Here is an 18,921-nt window from a genome sequence, read left to right as displayed (position 1 = left end):
ATTACAGGAGCCGACCCGATGCTGACGGTGATTTCCCCCGCCAAGACCCTCGACTACGACACCCCGCCGGTGACCCAGCGCCACACCCTGCCGCAGTACCTGGACGACTCCCAGGAGCTGATCCTGCAACTGCGCGAACTGTCGCCGGCACAGATCGCCGAACTGATGCACCTGTCCGACAAGCTCGCCGGCCTGAACGCCGCGCGCTTCGGCAGCTGGACCCCCGACTTCAGCCCCGCCAACGCCAAGCAGGCGCTGCTGGCGTTCAAGGGCGACGTGTACACCGGGCTCGACGCCCAGAGCCTGAGCGAAGACGATTTCACCTACGCCCAGGAGCATCTGCGCATGCTCTCCGGCCTGTACGGCCTGCTGCGCCCGCTGGACCTGATGCAGCCCTATCGCCTGGAGATGGGCACCAAGCTGGCCAACGCCCGCGGCAAGGACCTCTACGCCTTCTGGGGCACGCGCATCAGCGAGTGGCTGAACCAGGCCCTGGCCGACCAGGGTGACGATGTGCTGCTCAACCTGGCCAGCAACGAGTACTTCAGCGCAGTGAAGAAGAGCGCGCTCAAGGCGCGGGTGATCGATGTCGACTTCAAGGACCTGAAGAACGGCCAGTACAAGATCATCAGCTTCTACGCCAAGAAGGCTCGCGGGATGATGAGCCGCTTCGTGATCCAGGAGCGCATCGCTGACCCCGAGCAGCTCAAGCGCTTCGATGTGCAGGGCTACTACTACAGCGCCGAGCAGTCGAAAGCGGACCATCTGGTGTTCCTGCGCGATCACGCCGAAGGCTGATGGCCCCAGGGGGCGCTTTGCGCCCCTTTCGCGACACAAGGCCGCTCCTACAGGAAAGCGCATACCCATGTAGGAGCGGCCTTGTGTCGCGAAAGGGCTGCGAAGCAGTCCATCCCATCCTCGCCCTGCAACAGGGCACGCTTTCACTCCCGGCACCGCCAAATAACAAACGCCAAAAAACCGTCTAACCGATCCTTATCGCAAAACGCCATAAGACCGCTCGTAGTTTTTTGACGAATTTTGAAAAATATTTTCGCATGCTGGCATATAACCATCTCGCCTCGTTTTCGCCCTTTATATACGGGAGCGAAACTGGGCGGTGCTATCAATATGAAAGTATTTATCGCTGAAAAAATATTTAGAAATCTTTCATTCCAGCAAAACCCACTCCGGAACTTCTCCCCGCGCCCACCGCTCATAGCACCCGTAACGAATTTCAAGCGCTCGCCGTGAGAGATGACTTACAGATGACAGCCGAGTGCTATCCAGCACCGGCCCCAACAAGTCAGGCAGTGCAACGGCAACCACCGAAAGCCCTGCCCACGAAGGAGAGACGCGCCCCAAAAGAATCGTCCTAGTGGTTGATTTCAAAAGGTTTTTCCAATTGAAAGAACAAGCACAGCAATTTCGCCAAGTGCAAATTGCAATAAAGACGGCTGCATTCCAGGGCACGCCTTATTAATACTGGCCTTTGCCTGCCAACTTTGAGTGCATAACTTTTTGCGCTCCGGATTTATTCATGCCTGCGTTCGGTGAAGTGTCAATTCGCCATGGATCCGTGCGCCCGAAAACTGCTGGTCAATCAACCCGGTCGGCTCTTCGAGCAAGGGCTGGCGTGATAAACACACGAGGTGAATGCGATGCGTATCAGCATCTTTGGTTTGGGTTATGTGGGTGCCGTCTGTGCAGGTTGCCTGTCGGCACGCGGCCATGAAGTGATCGGTGTGGACGTTTCCAGCACCAAGATCGACCTGATCAACAAGGGCAAGTCGCCCATCGTCGAACCGGGCCTCGAAGAGCTGCTGCAACAAGGCATCGCCAACGGCCGCCTGCGCGGCACCACCGACTTCGCCGAAGCCATCCGCGCCAGCGACGTGTCGATGATCTGCGTCGGCACGCCGAGCAAGAAGAACGGCGACCTGGGCCTGGAATACATCGAGTCGGTGTGCCGCGAGATCGGCTACGTGCTGCGCGACAAGACCAGCCGTCACACCGTGGTGGTGCGCAGCACCGTGCTGCCGGGCACCGTCAAGAACGTGGTGATCCCGATCCTCGAGGACTGCTCGGGCAAGAAGGCCGGCGTCGACTTCGGCGTCGCGGTCAACCCCGAGTTCCTGCGCGAAAGCACCGCGATCAAGGACTACGACCAGCCACCGATGACCGTCATCGGCGAACTGGACAGCGCCAGCGGCGACGTGCTGCAGGCCCTGTACGAAGAGCTCGACGCGCCGATCATCCGCAAGCCGGTCGAGGTGGCCGAGATGATCAAGTACACCTGCAACGTCTGGCACGCGACCAAGGTCACCTTCGCCAACGAGATCGGCAACATCGCCAAGGCCGCCGGCGTCGATGGCCGCGAAGTGATGGACGTGGTCTGCCAGGACAAGGCGCTGAACCTGTCGCAGTACTACATGCGCCCGGGCTTCGCCTTCGGCGGCTCGTGCCTGCCCAAGGACGTGCGCGCCCTCACCTACCGCGCCGCCAGCCTCGATGTGCGCGCGCCACTGCTCGACTCGCTGATGCGCAGCAACGAATCCCAGGTGCAGAACGCCTTCGACATCATCGAAAGCCATGACAAGCGCAAGGTCGCCCTGCTCGGCCTGAGCTTCAAGGCCGGCACCGACGACCTGCGCGAAAGCCCCCTGGTGGAGCTGGCCGAACGCCTGATCGGCAAGGGCTACCAGCTCGACATCTACGACCAGAACGTCGAGTACGCCCGCGTCCACGGCGCCAACAAGGACTACATCGAGTCGAAGATCCCCCATGTCTCCTCCTTGCTCAACGCCAACTTCGAGCAGGTGGTGGACAACGCCGAGATCATCATCCTGGGCAACCGTGACGAGCAGTTCCGTGCCCTGGCCCAGCAGGCACCGGAAGGCAAGCAGGTGATCGACCTGGTCGGTTTCATGAGCAAGCCGACCTGCGCCACCAGCCGCACCGAAGGTATCTGCTGGTAAACCCGGCCGGGCGGTGCGTCCCTCCCCAGCGCGCCGCCCGCCCTCCCCCGAATTCTCGACGGATGCCGAACATGCAAAGGTTCCAGACCACGCTGCTGCAATGCGCCGGCTGGCTGCTCTACATGAGCCTGCTCATGCTGATCGCCCTGGCCCTGCCCAGCGATATCTTCGACTCGCAGTCGAAGCACTTCATCTTCCTGGTCGGTGCTGTCGGCATCTGGCGCTACTCCATGGGCGCCACCCATTTCATCCGCGGCATGATCTTCCTGTACATCGTGTACCCCTACCTGCGCCGCAAGGTGCGCAAGCTGGGCAAGGCGGCCGACCCGTCGCACGTGTACCTGATGGTCACCAGCTTTCGCATCGAGGCCCTGACCACCGCCCAGGTGTACAGCTCGGTGATCCGCGAAGCGATCGACTGCGGCTTCCCCACCACCGTGGTCTGCTCGTTGGTGGAGAAGTCCGACGAATTGCTGGTGAAAAGCCTGTGGGCCAAGTACAACCCGCCGTCCCACGTGACCCTCGACATCGTGCGTATCGCCGGCACCGGCAAGCGTGACGGCCTGGCCTATGGTTTCCGCGCCATCTCGCGGATGCTGCCGGACGAAAACGCCGTGGTGGCGGTGATCGACGGCGACACCGTGCTGGCCGAGGGCGTGGTGCGCAAGACCGTGCCGTGGTTCGGCCTGTACCCCAACGTCGGTGGCCTGACCACCAACGAATTCTGCGAAGTGCGCGGCGGCTACATCATGAGCGAGTGGCACAAGCTGCGCTTCGCCCAGCGCCACATCAACATGTGCTCGATGGCGCTTTCCAAGCGCGTGCTGACCATGACCGGGCGCATGTCGATGTTCCGCGCCAGCGTGGTGACCAACCCCGAGTTCATCGCCGACGTGGAAAGCGACTCGCTGATGCACTGGCGCCTGGGCCGCTTCAAGTTCCTCACCGGCGACGACAAGTCCAGCTGGTTCAGCCTGATGCGCCTGGGCTACGACACCTTCTACGTGCCCGATGCCGCGATCAACACGGTCGAGCACCCACCGGAAAAAAGCTTCATCAAGGCCAGCCGCAAGCTGATGTACCGCTGGTACGGCAACAACCTGCGGCAGAACTCTCGTGCCCTGGGCCTGGGCCTCAAGCGCCTGGGGCTGTTCACCAGCATCGTGCTGCTCGACCAGCGCGTGTCGATGTGGACCAGCCTGCTGGGCCTGACCGTCGCGGTGATCGCCAGCTTCAAGTTCGGCCTGCAGTTCCTGCTGGTGTACCTGCTGTGGATCGGCATCACCCGCCTGATCCTCACCGTCATGCTGCTGTGCTCGGGCCACAACGTCGGCCCGGCCTACCCGCTGATTCTCTATTACAACCAGATCGTCGGCGCGGTGATGAAGATCTACGTGTTCTTCCGCCTCGACAAGCAGTCCTGGACCCGCCAGCCCACTGCCCTCAAGCGCGACCTCGCCAGTTTTCAACAATGGTTCAACACCTGGTCCTCGCGGACCATGACCTTCTCGGCCGCGAGCATCTTCGTCGCCGTGCTGTTCATGGTCGTGTGAGCCCCCGGATCGGACAACAGGAACGAATATCGCCATGAATACCGCCGTGAACGTCAACGTCGTGCATGAATCCGAAGCGCAGCGCCAGCACGCCCGGGTGCGCATCCCCGCCAAGCTGCGCTACCTGGACGGCAATCGCGAACCGCATGAGGTGAAGGTTGACGACCTGTCCGCCGGGGGCCTGTCCTTCCATGCCAAGAAACCCCTGGCCGAAGGCGAGGTGCTGCGCGGTCGCCTGCAGTTCGTGGTCGACAACCTCGGCCTGTCGATGGACGTCGAACTGCTGGTGCGCACCAGCAGCCGCGAGACCGCCCGCACCGGTGCCGAGTTCCAGAACCTCGAACCGCGCGACATCGCCACCCTGCGCCACATCATCACCAGCCACCTGTCCGGCGAGCTGATCAGCGTCGGCGATGTGCTCAGCACCCTGCAGCGCGACAACTTCACCAAGGCGCGCAAGCAGAAGGACGGTGGCTCCGGCCTTTCCGCCTTTGGCCGCCTGCGCGCGGTCACCGTGACCGCCGGGGTGTTCATGGTTGGCCTGGTGGCCTTCGGTTTCGTCGCCAAGTCGCTGTACGGCCTGTATTTCGTCAGCCATGCCGAGGCCGGCGTGGTCGCGGTGCCCACCACCAACGTCACCATGCCCCGCGACGGCAGCCTGCAGAGCCTGGTGGAAAGCGGCGCGACCGTGGCCAAGGGCGCGCCGCTGGCGACCTTCAACACCAGCATGCTCGACCTGCTCAAGGGCCACCTGGACGACTCGCAGCTGGAACCGGCCAAGGTCGAGGAGCTGTTCGGCAAGCAGCTCTCCGGCACCCTCACCAGCCCGTGCGACTGCGTGGTCTCGCGCCAGCTGGTGGATGACGGCCAGTACGCCAGCAAGGGCCAGCCGGTGTTCGCGCTGATCCCGCGCACCAGCGTCCCGACCATCGAGGCGCGCTTCAGCTATCGCCAGTTCGACGAAGTGCAGCCGGGCACCCGGGTCAACTTCCAGATCGCCGGCGAGGACGAAGTGCGCAGCGGGCGGATCACCGGCAGCTCCAGCCTGGACACCGACAACCTGGCCTCCGACATCCGCGTGCAGATCAAGCCCGACGGTGGCCTGCCGGCCGAGCTCGCCGGGCGCCCGGCCGCGGTCAACAGCGACCGTGGCCCGTCGCTGAACTGGCTGATCGACAAGGCCGTGGCCCGTGGGTTGTAAGAGGACTTCGTCATGAACCGCATGCGAACAAGAAATCACGTGGGAGCGAGCTTGCCTCGCGATGGTGCCGGCACTGCCACCTCCAATCGCGGGTCTAGCCCGCTCCCACGGGCGGTATCCTTGCTGGCCCTGGCCATCACCCTGGCCGGCTGCGCCGGCCTGCCCGACCAGCGCCTGGCCAATGAAGCGCTCAAGCGCGGCGACACCGCCACCGCCGAGCGCAACTACAAGGCCCTGGCCGACCTCGGCTACAGCGATGCCCAGGTAGGCCTGGCCGATATCCAGGTCGCCACCCGCGAGCCGGCGAAACTCAAGGAAGCCGAAGCCACCTATCGCGCCGCCGCCGCCACTTCGTCCCGTGCCCAGGCCCGCCTCGGCCGCCTGCTGGTGGCCAAGCCCGACAGCACCCAGGCCGAACGCGAGGAGGCCGAAACCCTGCTCAAGCACGCCGCACAGCAGGGCGAAAGCAACACCCTGATCCCGCTGGCGATGCTCTACCTGCAGTACCCGCAGAGCTTCCCCAAGGTCAATGCCCAGCAACAGATCGACCAGTGGCGCGCCGCCGGCAACCCCGAGGCCGGCCTGGCCCAGGTCCTGCTGTACCGCACCCAGGGCACCTATGACCAGCACCTGGGCGATGTGGAGAAGATCTGCAAGGCGGCGCTGACCAGCACCGACATCTGCTACGTCGAACTGGCCACCGTCTACCAGAAACGCGCCCAGCCCGACCAGCAGGCCGCCCTGCTCGAACAACTGAAAGCCGCCCATGCCCGTGGCGCCGTGCCGGCCACCCGGGTCGACAGCGTCGCCCGCGTACTGGCCGACCGCAGCCTCGGCCAGACCGACGAGAAGACCGCCAAGGACCTGCTCGAACACATCGCCCCGGCCAACCCGGCCTCGTGGGTAAGCCTGGCGCAACTGCTCTACGACTTCCCCGAACTGGGCGACACCGACCAGCTGATGGCCTATATCGACAAAGGCCGCGAGGCCGAGCAGCCCCGCGCCGAACTGCTGCTGGGCCGCCTCTACTACGAAGGCAAGACCGTGCCCGCCGACGCACAGAAGGCCCAGGAACACCTGCAGGCCGCCGCCGAAGCCGGCGAGATCAGCGCCGACTACTACCTCGGCCAGCTCTACCGTCGTGGCTACCTGGGCCAGGTCGAGCCGCAGAAAGCCGTGGACCACCTGCTGGCCGCCGCCCGCGGCGGGCAGAACAGCGCCGACTACGCCCTGGCCCAGCTGTTCAGCGAAGGCCACGGCATCCGCCCGGCGCCGACCAATGCCTGGGTGTTCGCCCAGCTGTCCCAGGTCAACCCGACCCCACAGTCGAGCGAACTGCTGCAACAGCTCGACCAGCAGCTCACGCCCGACCAACGCAGCCAGGCGCAAAACCTGCTGGCGCAGGAGAAGCAGGCGCGCGGCAGCATGGCCCAGGGCGCCAACAGCACCCTGGCCATCGAAGCGCTGCAGGACGAGAAAGACGACGTAGACGCCGAGGATTCGCTATGACGCTCAACCCCTTCGTGAAAGCCGGTATCGGCCTGGGCTTCGCCCTGCTGTGGTCGATGCCGACCCTGGCGGCGGAAACCGCGCAGAAGAACTTCGGCCTCGACGTGAAGATCACCGGCCAGTCCGAGGACGACCGCGACCTGGGCACCCGCTCCGGCGGCGACGTCAACGGCCTGGGCCTGGACCTGCGGCCCTGGGTGTACGGCGAGCGCGGCCACTGGAGCGCCTTCGCCATGGGCCAGGCGGTGGCCGCCACCGACATCATCGAGACCGACACCCTGCGCCAGAACGACGACGGCAGCACCAGCGACAACGGCGACGACAGCCGCAAGCCGGACAAGAGCTACCTGGCCATGCGCGAATTCTGGATCGGCTACAGCGGCCTGACCCCCTACCCCGGCGAGCAGCTGCGCTTCGGCCGCCAGCGCCTGCGCAGCGACGACGGCATGTGGCGCGACACCAACATCGAGGCGCTGAACTGGACCTTCGACACCACCCTGCTCAAGGCCGACCTGGGCGTGGCCCAGCGCTTCAGCGAGTACCGCACCGACCTCACCGAGCTGGCCCCGGAGGACAAGGACCGCACCCACGTCTACGGCAACGTCGCCACGCAGTGGACGCCCGGCCACTGGGTCGGCCTGCGTGCCCACCACAGCCATGACAGTGGCAGCCTGAAAGACCCTGGCGAAACCGTCGACGCGCTGGACAAGACCCGCACGGGCGATCTGACCTGGCTGGGCCTGGAAGCCAACAGCGATGCCTACAACTGGCGCAACGACCATACCGTCAACTACTGGGGCAGCGTCACCTGGCTGACCGGCGATCGCGACACCCTCAGCAGCCAGGCGGTGGGCAACGACCAGGTCGCCACTGGCAAGCAGAGCGGCGACGTCAACGCCTGGGCCACCGACCTCGGCATCCGCCTGCGCCTGGACCCGCAATGGCAGGTCGGCGCGGCCTATGCCCGGGGCAGCGGCGGTGGCGGCAGCGACGGTTCGAACAACTTCGAGCAGACCGGCCTCGAGAGCAACCGCTCCAACTTCACCGGCACCCGCTCGCGCGTGCATCGCTTCGGCGAAGCCTTCCGCGGCGAGCTGGGCAACCTGCAGGCGGCCACCCTGTTCGCCTCCTGGCAGCTGCGCGACGACTACGACGCCAGCTTTATCTACCACAAGTTCTGGCGTGTCGACGGCAAGCAGAACATCGGCTCCAGCGGCATCAACGCGGTGGTCGACGACGGCGGCATCAGCCGTCCGCTGGTGCAGGGCGAGAAAGACCTGGGCCAGGAGATGGACGTGGTCGTCACCAAGTACTTCAAGCAAGGCCTGCTGCCGGCCTCGATCAGCCAGTCGATCGACGAGCCGTCGGCCCTGGTGCGCCTGCGCGCCGGCGTGTTCAAGCCAGGCGACGCCTATGGCAAAGAGGCCGACTCGTACATGCACCGCGCCTTCGTCGACGTGATCTGGCGCTACTGAGGCCGGGAGAGGATTTGACATGAACCTGCACCCGAACCTTCGCCACAGCCTGCTGGCCAGCGCCCTGCTGCTGGCCGCAGGCCTGGCCCAGGCCGCCGAGCCGGAAATGGCCAAGGGGCTGCAACAGGCCAAGACCTACACCGTCGCCAGCGCGCCGATCGAGCCGCTGCTGATGGACCCGCCCAAGCTGCCCGACCTGTCCGGCTACACCGCCGAGGCCGTGCAGAAGAAGATCGACCGTGCGCACAAAGGCAAGGTCAGCGTGCGCCGCATGCTCCAGGAGGACACCCTCAAGGAGTTCATCGGCGGCGACAACAAGGGCGCCGAATGGGTGCGCCGCCAGCACGGCATCCCCCAGGCGATCTTCGTCGACGACGGCCATGTCGACCTGGTGGAACTGAGCAAGAAGGTACCCAACCAGTACCTGCGCGAAACCGCGCCGGGTGTCTACCTGGCGCGCCTGCCGATCGTGGTCGGGCGCAAGGGCGTGCTGGAGATCGACGGCAAGGTCAAGGAACTGCGCCTGTCCGAAGAGGCCGGCTCGTTCATCGTCAACGACGGCAAGCTGTTCGTCAGCGATACCCAGGTGACCGGCTGGCGCGAGCAGGCCAATGGCCCGGCGACCTTCCGCAAGCCCGACCAATTCCGCCCGTTCCTGCTCAGCTGGGGCGGCACCGAGACCTACATCGTCAACAGCAAGATGGCCAGCTTCGGCTACGCCAAGTCCAAGTCGTACGGCGTGAGCATCTCGCAGTACACGCCGAACATGGCCAAGCAGATGGGCCGCGCGGAACCCACCGGCTGGATCATCGGCTCGGAGTTCAGCGACATGTGGTACGGCTTCTACTGCTACGAGACCCAGGACTTCGTGATCAAGGACTCGACCTACCGTGACAACATCGTCTACGGCATCGACCCCCACGACCGTTCGCACCGCCTGATCATCGCCGGCAACACCGTGTACGGCACCAAGAAGAAGCACGGGATCATCGTTTCGCGCGAGGTCAACGACAGCTGGATCATCAACAACAAGAGCTACGACAACAAGCTCTCGGGCGTGGTGATCGACCGCAACAGCGTCAACAACCTGATCGCCTACAACGAGATCTACCGCAACCACACCGACGGCATCACCCTGTACGAGAGCGGCGACAACCTGATCTGGGGCAACAAGCTGATCAACAACCGTCGCCACGGCATCCGCGTGCGCAACAGCGTGAACATCCGCCTGTACGAGAACGTCGCCATGGCCAACGGCCTGGTGGGCGTGTACGGGCACATCAAGGACCTCTCCGACACCGACCGCGACATCGCCCTCGACCCGTTCGACACCAAGGTGTCGCTGATCGTGGTCGGCGGCGAGCTGGCGGCCAACGGCTCAGGCCCGCTGTCGATCGACTCGCCGCTGTCGGTGGAGCTGTACAAGGTGTCGATGCTGATGCCGCGCAAGGCCAACGGCATCAGCTTCAACGGCGTGCTCGGCGAGCGCCAGGACGAAATCCTCGACCTGCTGGTGCGCCAGCAGAAGGCCGTGCTGATCGACCCGGTCGAACGCCAGACCGAAATGATCGACTAAGGAAGCCCAGACCATGACTCCACACCTGATGAAACTGCTGGGCCTGTCCGCCGCCCTCCTGGCCATCAGCCAGGGCGTGCGCGCAGGTGACATCAAGGCGCCGACCTTCAGCGCCGAGCCCTGCTGCCAGCTATGCCCCGAGGCCCACGACGCCAGCCGCTACACCACGCGCTACCAGCAGAACTTCACCACCCTGGTGCAGGCCCAGGGCGACTGGCTGTTCCGTACCCGCGAAGACCTGCGCACCGAATTCGACACCACCCCGGGCGGCTACAAACGCCTGCAGCAGGTGCACGACGCGTTCAAGAAGCGCGGCGTCGAGCTGGTGGTGGTGTACCAGCCGACCCGTGGCCTGGTGAACCGCAACATGCTCAACCCCGAGGAAAAGGCCGCCTTCGATTACCAGAAGGCCCTGCGCAACTACCAGGCCATGCTCCAGCGCTTCAGCAAAATGGGCTACAACGTGCCCGACCTGTCGCCGCTGACCAACGAGCAGTTGGCCGCCGCCGACCAGGGCAAGGACTTCTACTTCCGCGGCGACCAGCACTGGACGCCCTACGGCGCCGAGCGCGCGGCGAAGATCGTCGCCGACACCGTGCACCAGATGCCGGCCTTCGAAGGCATCCCGCGCAAGGAGTTCGAGACCAAAAAATCCGGACGCATGGGCAAGACCGGCACCCTGCACAACGTCGCCGGCCAGCTGTGCGGCACCAGCTACGCGGTGCAGTACATGGACCAGTTCGCCACCGAACCCAAGGGCGCTGCCGGCGGCGACGACCTGTTCGGCGATTCGGGCAACGCGCAGATCACCCTGGTGGGCACCAGCCACAGCGGCAAGAACTACAACTTCTCGGGTTTCCTGGAGCAGTACATCGGCGCCGACGTGCTCAACGTCGCCTTCCCTGGTGGCGGCCTGGAAGGCTCGATGATCCAGTACCTGGGCAGCGAGGAATTCCAGAACAACCCGCCGAAGATCCTGGTCTGGGAGTTCTCCCCGCTCTACCGCCTGGACCAGGAAACCATCTGGCGGCAGATCCTCGGCCTGCTCGACGACGGCTGCGACGACCGCCCCGCGCAGATGAGCGCCAGCGCCACCCTCAAGCCCGGCAAGAACGAGCTGATGGTCAACGGCCAGAATGGCGTGATCAAGGACCTGGTCAACCGCAACCACCAGCTCGACATCAAGTTCGAGGACAGCTCGGTGAAGGTGCTGCAGGCCACCCTGTGGTACCTCAACGGCCGCCACGAGGACATCAAGATCGAGAAGCCCGAGACCTCCGACACCGATGGGCGCTTCGTCTTCCAGATGCGCGAGGACGAAGACTGGGCAGGCCAGAACCTGCTCGCCCTGGAGGTCCAGGGGCCGCAAAGCGGCACGCAGAAAGTCGAAGCCAAACTCTGCAAACGCAACAACTTCGCCAGCCCTGCGCGGCACACCGCGCAGGCCGGCCAGTGAGGCAAGCATGACATCCATCCACCGCAAGACCGCACCCACCCTGCTCGCCCTCGCCCTGTTCGGCGGCGCGGCGCAGGCCGCGCTGGTGCCGCCCCAGGGTTACTACGAGGGCATCGACAAGCTCAAGACCGGCGATGGCGACTTCCGCTGCGAGGCGGCGCCCAAGCCCTACACCGGCGCGCTGCAGTTCCGCAGCAAGTACGAAGGTTCGGACAAGGCCCGGGCGACGCTCAACGTCGCCTCGGAGAAAGCCTTCCGCAAATCCACCGAGGACATCACCACCCTCGAGAAGGGCGTCAGCAAGATGGTCGGCCAGTACATGCGCGACGGCCGCCCGGCACAGCTGGACTGTGCCCTGACCTGGCTCGGCACCTGGGCGCGCGCCGACGCGCTGATGTCCACCGACTACAACCACACCGGCAAGTCCATGCGCAAATGGGCGCTGGGCAGCATGAGCGGGTCGTGGCTGCGCCTGAAGTTCTCCAATTCGCAGCCGCTGGCCGCGCACCAGGCCGAGGCCGAGCAGATCGAGAAATGGTTCGTGCGCCTGGCCCGGCAGACCGTGCGCGACTGGAGCGACCTGCCGCTGGAGAAGATCAACAACCACAGCTACTGGGCGGCCTGGTCGGTGATGGCCACCGCCGTGGCCACCGACCGCCAGGACCTCTTCGACTGGGCGGTGAAGGAATACAAGGTCGGCGCCAACCAGGTCGATGAGCAGGGCTTTTTGCCCAACGAGCTCAAGCGCCGCCAGCGCGCCCTGGCCTACCACAACTACGCCCTGCCGCCGCTGGCGATGATCGCCAGCTTCGCCCAGGCCAACGGCGTGGACCTGCGCAAGGAAAACAACTTCGCCCTGCAGCGCCTCGGCGAAGGCGTGCTGGCCGGTGCCCGCGATCCTGTTCATTTCAACACTCGCGCCGGCGTGAAGCAGGACCTCAAGGACCTGAAGATCGACAGCAAGTACGCCTGGCTCGAGCCATGGTGCGCGCTGTACCAGTGCGTCGGCGACACCCTGGAGCGCAAGCACGACATGCAGCCGTTCAACAGTTTCAGGCTGGGGGGCGATGTGACGCGGGTCTATGACCCGCAAGCCGAACAGAAAAAGTAACGCGTTTGCGTGGGAGCGGGCTTGCCCCGCGATGAGGCCCGAATGGGCAATGGTGTTGGCCCTGCCGACGCCATCGCGGGGCAAGCCCGCTCCCACGCAATCTTGGTGATCTTCCACTTTTTTCGTGGGGGGTTTGGGGGGCGCTGTGCCCCGGATGCTGTGAACAACAAGGAGAACCGGGATGGTCTTCTCGTCCAACGTGTTCCTGTTCCTGTTCCTGCCGGTTTTCCTCGGCTTGTACTACGTGAGCGGGAACCGCTATCGCAACCTGCTGCTGCTGGTTGCCAGCTACATCTTCTACGCCTGGTGGCGGGTGGACTTCCTCGCCCTGTTCGCCGGCGTGACCCTGTGGAACTACTGGATCGGCCTGAAGGTCGGCGCCGCCGGCGTGCGCACCAAGCCCGCGCAGCGCTGGCTGCTGCTCGGCGTGGGCGTCGACCTGTGCATCCTCGGCTACTTCAAGTACGCCAACTTCGGCGTCGACAGCCTCAACGCGATCATGACTTCGATGGGGCTGGAGCCGTTCATCCTCACCCACGTGCTGCTGCCGATCGGCATCTCGTTCTACATCTTCGAGTCGATCAGCTACATCATCGACGTGTACCGCGGCGATACCCCGGCCACGCGCAACCTGATCGACTTCGCGGCGTTCGTGGCGATCTTCCCGCACCTGATCGCCGGCCCCGTGCTGCGTTTCAAGGACCTGGTCGACCAGTTCAACAACCGCACCCACACCCTGGACAAGTTCTCCGAAGGCTGCACCCGCTTCATGCAGGGTTTCATCAAGAAAGTGTTCATCGCCGACACCCTGGCGGTGGTCGCCGACCACTGCTTCGCCCTGGAGAACCCCACCACCGGTGACGCCTGGCTCGGCGCGCTGGCCTACACCGCGCAGCTGTACTTCGACTTCTCCGGCTACAGCGACATGGCCATCGGCCTGGGCCTGATGATGGGCTTTCGCTTCATGGAAAACTTCAAGCAGCCGTACATCAGCCAGTCGATCACCGAGTTCTGGCGGCGCTGGCACATCAGCCTGTCGACCTGGCTGCGCGACTACCTGTACATCACCCTGGGCGGCAACCGTAAAGGCACCTTCAACACCTACCGCAACCTGTTCCTGACCATGCTGCTGGGCGGGCTGTGGCATGGCGCCAACTTCACCTACATCATCTGGGGCGCCTGGCACGGCATGTGGCTGGCGATCGAACGGGCGCTGGGCCTGGACACCAACCCGCAGCGCTTCAACCCGGTGAAATGGGCCTTCACCTTCCTCCTGGTGGTGGTCGGCTGGGTGATCTTCCGCGCCGAGAACCTGCACGTGGCGGCGCGCATGTACGGCGCCATGTTCAGCTTCGGCGACTGGCAGCTGTCGGAACTCAACCGCGCCAACCTCACCGGCCTGCAGGTAGCCACGCTGATCGTCGCCTACCTGACCCTGGCGTTCTTCGGCCTGCGTGACTTCTACCGCAACGCCACCCCGGCGCCCAAGGCCGCCCCGGTGCAGGTCAACGCCGACGGCTCGGTGGGCCTGGACTGGACGCGGATCATGACCCGCGCCCTGGTCCTGCTGCTGTTCGCCGCCTCGGTGCTCAAGCTCTCGGCGCAGAGCTACTCGCCCTTCCTCTACTTCCAGTTCTGAGGCCCCGATCATGAACCGGACACTTCGCATCACTTATTCGCTGTCGTTCATGGGCCTGCTGGTCGGCCTGGGCGTGGCCTCACTCGGCGGGCTGGAAAGCTTCAACCGCACAGGGCACATGACCCTGCTCGACGGCAAGCTGGCCAAGGCCGCCGAGACCCACTACGACGAGCAGTTCCCGATCAAGCGCCTGGGCACCAACCTGTGGGCGGCGCTGGACTTCAAGCTGTTCAACGAAGGCCGCCCCGGCGTGGTGCTGGGCCGTGACCAGTGGCTGTTCAGCGACGAGGAGTTCAAGCCCAGCGCTGGCGCCGAGCAACAGATGCAGGACAACCTGGCGCTGGTGCGCGGCATCCGCGACACCCTGCAGCGCCAGGGCGTGCAGCTGGTGCTGGCGATCGTCCCGGCCAAGGCGCGGCTCTACGCCGAGTACATCGGCAAGCAGACCCCAGCCAGCCTGCACGACCAGCTGTTCAACCAGTTCCACGCCCAGATGCGCCAGGCCAACGTCTTCGCCCCTGACCTGCTGGCCCCGCTGGAGCAGGCCAAGGCCCGTGGCCAGGTGTTCCTGCGCACCGACACCCACTGGACGCCGATGGGCGCCGAAGTGGTCGCCCAGGCCCTGGGCGAAGCGGTACAGCGCCAGCAGTTGCTCAGCGGCGAGCCCCAGGCGTTCATCACCGAAGCCGGCGCCACGGCACCGTACAAGGGCGACCTGACCAACTTCCTGCCGCTCGATCCGCTGTTCAGCAACCTGTTGCCAAGCCCGGACAACCTGCAGCAACGCACGACCCACCCGGTGCAGGGTGAAAGCGAAGGCGACGACGCACTGTTCGCCGACAGCCAGATCCCAGTGGCGTTGGTGGGCACCAGCTACAGCGCCAATTCGCACTGGAACTTCCTCGGCGCATTGCAACAGGCGCTGCGCAGCGACGTCGCCAACTACGCCGAGGACGGCCACGGCCCGCTGCTGCCGATGCTCAAGTACCTGCAAAGCGACGCCTTCAAGAACGCCCCGCCACAAGTCGTGGTGTGGGAATTCCCCGAACGTTATCTGCCAATGAAGAACGACCTCAGCGCCTTCGATCCGCAGTGGATCGCGCAGCTGAAGAACTCCCGTCAATCCGAAGAAAACCTGGCCCTGTCGTCCAATCGGACGGACCACTGAAGATAGAGAGGAATACGCACATGACCACCAAGACTTCCATTGCCAAAGCCCTCACCCTCGCCGCCGGCCTCAGCATGGCCTCGATGCACGCCTTCGCCGGCGCCGATGCCGCGCTGTATGGCCCGAGCGCGCCGAAGGGCTCGACCTTCGTGCGCCTGTACAACGCGTCCAGCGCCCCCACTGCCGCCTCGGTCGGCAACACCCAGATCAAGCAGGTCGGCGCCCAGGCCAGCAGCGACTTCAGCTTCCTGCCAGGCGGTGACTACACCGCCCAGGTGGGCGGCAAGAGCGTCCCGGTGAAACTGGCCTCCGACAAGTACTACACCCTGGTCAACAGCAGCAGCGGCAACCCGCAGCTGATCGAAGAGCCGCCGTTCAAGAACAAGCAGAAGGCTCTGGTGCGGGTGCAGAACCTCAGCGACCAGTCGCTGACCCTGAAGACCGCCGACGGCAAGACCGAAGTGGTAAGCCCGGTGGCCGCCAAGGGCCGCGGCGAACGTGAAATCAATCCGGTCAAGGTCAACCTTGCCCTGTACGCAGGCGACAAGAAAGTCGGCGACGTCAAGCCCGTCGCCCTGGAGCGCGGCGAAGCCGCCGTGCTGTATGTCACCGGTTCCGGCAACAGCCTGTCGCCGGTGTGGGTAACTCGCCCCGTGGCTAGCAACTGATTCCCCTGCCTCTAAACGACTATTGGAGAAACATCATGATCCCGGTAATTCTTTCTGGTGGTAGCGGTTCGCGTCTGTGGCCTTTGTCGCGCAAGCAGTTCCCCAAGCAGTTCCTGGCCCTGACCGGCGAGCACACGCTGTTCCAGCAGACCATCGAGCGCCTGGTGTTCGAAGGCATGGACAGCCCCATCGTGGTCTGCAACAAGGACCACAAGTTCATCGTCCAGGAGCAGCTGAACGCGCTGAAGCTGGAAACCCAGGCCATCCTCATGGAGCCGTTCGGCCGCAACACCGCGCCAGCGGTGGCCATGACCGCGATGAAGCTGGTCAATGAAGGTCGTGACGAGCTGATGCTGGTGCTGCCGGCCGACCATGTGATCGAGGACCAGAAGGCCCTGCAGCGCGCCCTGGCCCTGGCCACCGTGGCCGCCGAGCGCGGCGAGATGGTGCTGTTCGGCGTGCCGGCGACCAAGCCCGAGACCGGCTACGGCTATATCCGTTCCAGCCAGGACGCGCTGCTGCCCGAAGGCGTGGCGCGGGTCGCGCAGTTCGTCGAGAAGCCGGATGAAAAACGCGCCACCGAGTTCGTCCGCGCCGGCGGCTACTTCTGGAACAGCGGCATGTTCCTGTTCCGCGCCAGCCGCTTCCTCGAAGAGCTGAAAAAGCACGACCCGGACATCTACGACACCTGCCTGCTGGCCCTGGAACGCAGCCAGGAAGACGCCGATGTGTTGAGCATCGACGAGGCCACCTTCGCCTGTTGCCCGGACAACTCCATCGACTATGCGGTGATGGAGAAGACCCAGCGTGCCTGCGTGGTGCCGCTGACGGCCGGCTGGAGCGACGTGGGTTGCTGGTCGTCGCTGTGGGAGGTGCACGACAAGGACGCCGACGGCAACGTCACCAAGGGCGACGTGGTGGTGCAGGACAGCCGCAACTGCATGATCCACGGCAACGGCAAGCTGGTGTCGGTGATCGGCCTGGAGAACATCGTGGTGGTCGAGACCAAGGACGCCATGATGATTGCCCACAAGGACAAGGTTCAGGGGGTCAAGCAGCTGGTCAACACCCTCGACCAGCAGGGTCGCACGGAAACCCAGAACCACCTGGAGGTGTACCGCCCGTGGGGCTCGTACGACTCGGTGGACATGGGCGGGCGCTTCCAGGTCAAGCACATCACCGTCAAGCCGGGCGCGGCGCTGTCGCTGCAGATGCACCACCACCGCGCCGAGCACTGGATCGTGGTCAGCGGCACCGCCGAGGTGACCTGCGACGAGAACGTGTTCCTGCTCACCGAGAACCAGTCCACCTACATCCCCATCGCCTCGGTGCATCGCCTGCGCAACCCCGGCAAGATCCCGCTGGAGATCATCGAAGTGCAGTCCGGGAGTTACCTGGGCGAGGATGACATCGAGCGCTTCGAGGATGTCTATGGACGTACTTCCACGCCAGTGGAGCGTGGCATCTCGGTGAAGACCATCGCCCAGTGAGCTTCGCGGCGGTTCGGCGCCCCGATAAACCCGCTCCCACAGCAACAGCGCATGGCTTGAGGTCAGTGCGCTCCCTGTGGGAGCGGCTTTAGCCGCGAACACCGGCGCAGCCGGTGCCAGGCACCGCGTCGCCATCGGCACCGTGCGCTGCGCCACTCGCGCCTCGCGTCGTTGCAACAGGTTGAGCAATGGCGCAGTGATCAGGGTGGAGAACAGCGCCATGATCACCAGGATCGAGAACAGCTGCGCCGGCATCAGCTCGAAATCGAGATGTCGGCGGTGTCCGGCCTGCTCAAGCGCATGGAGGCCAGCGGCCTGGTGCGCCGCGAAGTGGCGCCGCAGAATCGCCGCCAGACCCTGGTCTACCTGACCGCCGAAGGCGAGCAACTGCGCAGCCAGATGCACACGGCCATGGTCGTGGCGGACAAGCAGCTGTCCAAGGCCATCCCCAAGGAGGACAAGGTCGCCTTGATGAAGGTGGTCGACCAGATCCGCGTGCTGATCGGCGAAGAGGGTTGAGGCCTGTTCCAGACGGCAACGCTTTGCACTAGGATGAAATCTCCTTCTACTGACTGGCCCTGCCCATGATGCTGATCGGCGCCCTGCTCGTCCTCACCTGGCTGGTCCTGCTGCTGCGCTACCCGGCCAAGGCCCTGCCGATTTCCATGGCCGCCCTGTGCGGCCTGGGCCTGGTGGCCCTCTGGGTGGTCTGGCAGGACACCCGTGAAGCCTCGCAACTGGCCCGCCTGGACATCCGCCTCAGCTACGCGCCCGAGCACTGCCCCGCCGACCGTGCGCTGCAAGTACGCATGAAGAATGGCAACAAGGCCCCGCTCACCGAACTGCGCTGGCGCGTCGGCGCCTATGCGCCGGGCGACACCGTCAACCTGGCCGAGAACACCTACGCCGCCCCCCGCTACCGCGGACCGGGCGAACTGCAGCCGGGCGTCGAGTGGAGCGATTGCCTGCCGCTGCCGCCGCTGCGCTCGGGCTACAGACCGCAGACGCTGGAGTTTCGTGCCGAGCACCTGCAAGGTACATTCGCCAATTGAACCCTCCCAATCGCGGGGCAAGCCCGCTCCCACGCAGCCCCGCGATGA

General features: G+C 64.8%; 15 protein-coding genes. All 15 read left to right on the top strand.

The features are described from left to right. Positions 1-18 precede the first annotated feature (18 nt). The 15 genes from yaaA (at position 19) to ACYUME_RS04715 (ending at position 18,873) form a co-directional block, all read left to right on the top strand. Positions 19-798, top strand: coding sequence for a peroxide stress protein YaaA (gene yaaA, locus ACYUME_RS04785; protein WP_279886639.1), 780 nt, complete (start codon positions 19-21; stop codon positions 796-798). An 860-nt stretch (positions 799-1,658) separates the two neighbouring features. Then, complete coding sequence (locus ACYUME_RS04780; RefSeq protein WP_279886637.1) at positions 1,659-2,975, top strand: nucleotide sugar dehydrogenase; 1,317 nt, start codon at positions 1,659-1,661, stop codon at positions 2,973-2,975. 71 nt (positions 2,976-3,046) lie between these two features. Then, a complete protein-coding gene (locus ACYUME_RS04775) occupies positions 3,047-4,528 on the top strand; it encodes a glycosyltransferase family 2 protein (protein WP_460418208.1) in 1,482 nt (493 codons plus the stop codon). A 34-nt stretch (positions 4,529-4,562) separates the two neighbouring features. Beyond that, positions 4,563-5,729, top strand: coding sequence for a PilZ domain-containing protein (locus ACYUME_RS04770; RefSeq protein ID WP_460418207.1), 1,167 nt, complete (start codon positions 4,563-4,565; stop codon positions 5,727-5,729). Positions 5,730-5,741: 12 nt separating this feature from the next. Then, on the top strand, positions 5,742-7,238 hold the full coding sequence (algK, locus tag ACYUME_RS04765; protein ID WP_460418206.1) for an alginate biosynthesis TPR repeat lipoprotein AlgK: 1,497 nt from the start codon (positions 5,742-5,744) through the stop codon (positions 7,236-7,238). Continuing rightward, positions 7,235-8,713 carry an alginate export family protein gene (locus ACYUME_RS04760; protein WP_460418205.1) on the top strand — a complete coding sequence of 493 codons (1,479 nt, stop codon included), beginning with the start codon at positions 7,235-7,237 and terminating at the stop codon, positions 8,711-8,713. The genes algK and ACYUME_RS04760 overlap by 4 nt, the downstream gene beginning before the upstream one ends. Positions 8,714-8,732: 19 nt before the next feature. Beyond that, positions 8,733-10,289 carry a mannuronan 5-epimerase AlgG gene (gene algG / locus ACYUME_RS04755; protein ID WP_460418204.1) on the top strand — a complete coding sequence of 519 codons (1,557 nt, stop codon included), beginning with the start codon at positions 8,733-8,735 and terminating at the stop codon, positions 10,287-10,289. Positions 10,290-10,302: 13 nt separating this feature from the next. Beyond that, a complete protein-coding gene (locus tag ACYUME_RS04750) occupies positions 10,303-11,745 on the top strand; it encodes an alginate O-acetyltransferase (RefSeq protein WP_460418203.1) in 1,443 nt (480 codons plus the stop codon). A 7-nt stretch (positions 11,746-11,752) separates the two neighbouring features. Then, positions 11,753-12,856, top strand: a complete 1,104-nt coding sequence (locus ACYUME_RS04745) for a mannuronate-specific alginate lyase (protein ID WP_460418202.1) — start codon at positions 11,753-11,755, stop codon at positions 12,854-12,856. Between the two features lie 181 nt (positions 12,857-13,037). Continuing rightward, positions 13,038-14,495, top strand: coding sequence for an MBOAT family O-acyltransferase (locus ACYUME_RS04740; RefSeq protein ID WP_460418201.1), 1,458 nt, complete (start codon positions 13,038-13,040; stop codon positions 14,493-14,495). A gap of 10 nt (positions 14,496-14,505) precedes the next feature. Further along, complete coding sequence (locus tag ACYUME_RS04735; protein ID WP_460418200.1) at positions 14,506-15,663, top strand: alginate O-acetyltransferase; 1,158 nt, start codon at positions 14,506-14,508, stop codon at positions 15,661-15,663. 20 nt (positions 15,664-15,683) lie between these two features. Further along, on the top strand, positions 15,684-16,331 hold the full coding sequence (locus tag ACYUME_RS04730; protein ID WP_460418199.1) for an alginate O-acetyltransferase AlgF: 648 nt from the start codon (positions 15,684-15,686) through the stop codon (positions 16,329-16,331). Between the two features lie 35 nt (positions 16,332-16,366). After that, a complete protein-coding gene (locus ACYUME_RS04725; protein WP_460418198.1) occupies positions 16,367-17,821 on the top strand; it encodes a mannose-1-phosphate guanylyltransferase/mannose-6-phosphate isomerase in 1,455 nt (484 codons plus the stop codon). A gap of 270 nt (positions 17,822-18,091) precedes the next feature. Beyond that, positions 18,092-18,340 (top strand): MarR family winged helix-turn-helix transcriptional regulator, encoded by a 249-nt coding sequence (locus tag ACYUME_RS04720; protein WP_460418197.1) that lies wholly within the window; start codon positions 18,092-18,094, stop codon positions 18,338-18,340. A 68-nt stretch (positions 18,341-18,408) separates the two neighbouring features. Further along, complete coding sequence (locus ACYUME_RS04715) at positions 18,409-18,873, top strand: multidrug transporter (RefSeq protein ID WP_279911520.1); 465 nt, start codon at positions 18,409-18,411, stop codon at positions 18,871-18,873. The last annotated feature ends 48 nt before the right edge of the window (positions 18,874-18,921 follow it).

This window comes from Pseudomonas sp. microsymbiont 2 (assembly GCF_054788395.1).
Note: the sequence above shows the minus strand (reverse complement) of the source record. Positions and strands in the feature narration are given on the sequence as shown.

What these genes read in the sequence shown, in the direction of transcription:
- yaaA (WP_279886639.1), top strand. Translation starts at nt 19, where the DNA reads ATGCTGACGGTGATTTCCCCCGCCAAGACCCTCGACTACGACACCCCG.
- ACYUME_RS04780 (WP_279886637.1), top strand. Translation starts at nt 1,659, where the DNA reads ATGCGTATCAGCATCTTTGGTTTGGGTTATGTGGGTGCCGTCTGTGCA.
- ACYUME_RS04775 (WP_460418208.1), top strand. Translation starts at nt 3,047, where the DNA reads ATGCAAAGGTTCCAGACCACGCTGCTGCAATGCGCCGGCTGGCTGCTC.
- ACYUME_RS04770 (WP_460418207.1), top strand. Translation starts at nt 4,563, where the DNA reads ATGAATACCGCCGTGAACGTCAACGTCGTGCATGAATCCGAAGCGCAG.
- algK (WP_460418206.1), top strand. Translation starts at nt 5,742, where the DNA reads ATGAACCGCATGCGAACAAGAAATCACGTGGGAGCGAGCTTGCCTCGC.
- ACYUME_RS04760 (WP_460418205.1), top strand. Translation starts at nt 7,235, where the DNA reads ATGACGCTCAACCCCTTCGTGAAAGCCGGTATCGGCCTGGGCTTCGCC.
- algG (WP_460418204.1), top strand. Translation starts at nt 8,733, where the DNA reads ATGAACCTGCACCCGAACCTTCGCCACAGCCTGCTGGCCAGCGCCCTG.
- ACYUME_RS04750 (WP_460418203.1), top strand. Translation starts at nt 10,303, where the DNA reads ATGACTCCACACCTGATGAAACTGCTGGGCCTGTCCGCCGCCCTCCTG.
- ACYUME_RS04745 (WP_460418202.1), top strand. Translation starts at nt 11,753, where the DNA reads ATGACATCCATCCACCGCAAGACCGCACCCACCCTGCTCGCCCTCGCC.
- ACYUME_RS04740 (WP_460418201.1), top strand. Translation starts at nt 13,038, where the DNA reads ATGGTCTTCTCGTCCAACGTGTTCCTGTTCCTGTTCCTGCCGGTTTTC.
- ACYUME_RS04735 (WP_460418200.1), top strand. Translation starts at nt 14,506, where the DNA reads ATGAACCGGACACTTCGCATCACTTATTCGCTGTCGTTCATGGGCCTG.
- ACYUME_RS04730 (WP_460418199.1), top strand. Translation starts at nt 15,684, where the DNA reads ATGACCACCAAGACTTCCATTGCCAAAGCCCTCACCCTCGCCGCCGGC.
- ACYUME_RS04725 (WP_460418198.1), top strand. Translation starts at nt 16,367, where the DNA reads ATGATCCCGGTAATTCTTTCTGGTGGTAGCGGTTCGCGTCTGTGGCCT.
- ACYUME_RS04720 (WP_460418197.1), top strand. Translation starts at nt 18,092, where the DNA reads ATGTCGGCGGTGTCCGGCCTGCTCAAGCGCATGGAGGCCAGCGGCCTG.
- ACYUME_RS04715 (WP_279911520.1), top strand. Translation starts at nt 18,409, where the DNA reads ATGCTGATCGGCGCCCTGCTCGTCCTCACCTGGCTGGTCCTGCTGCTG.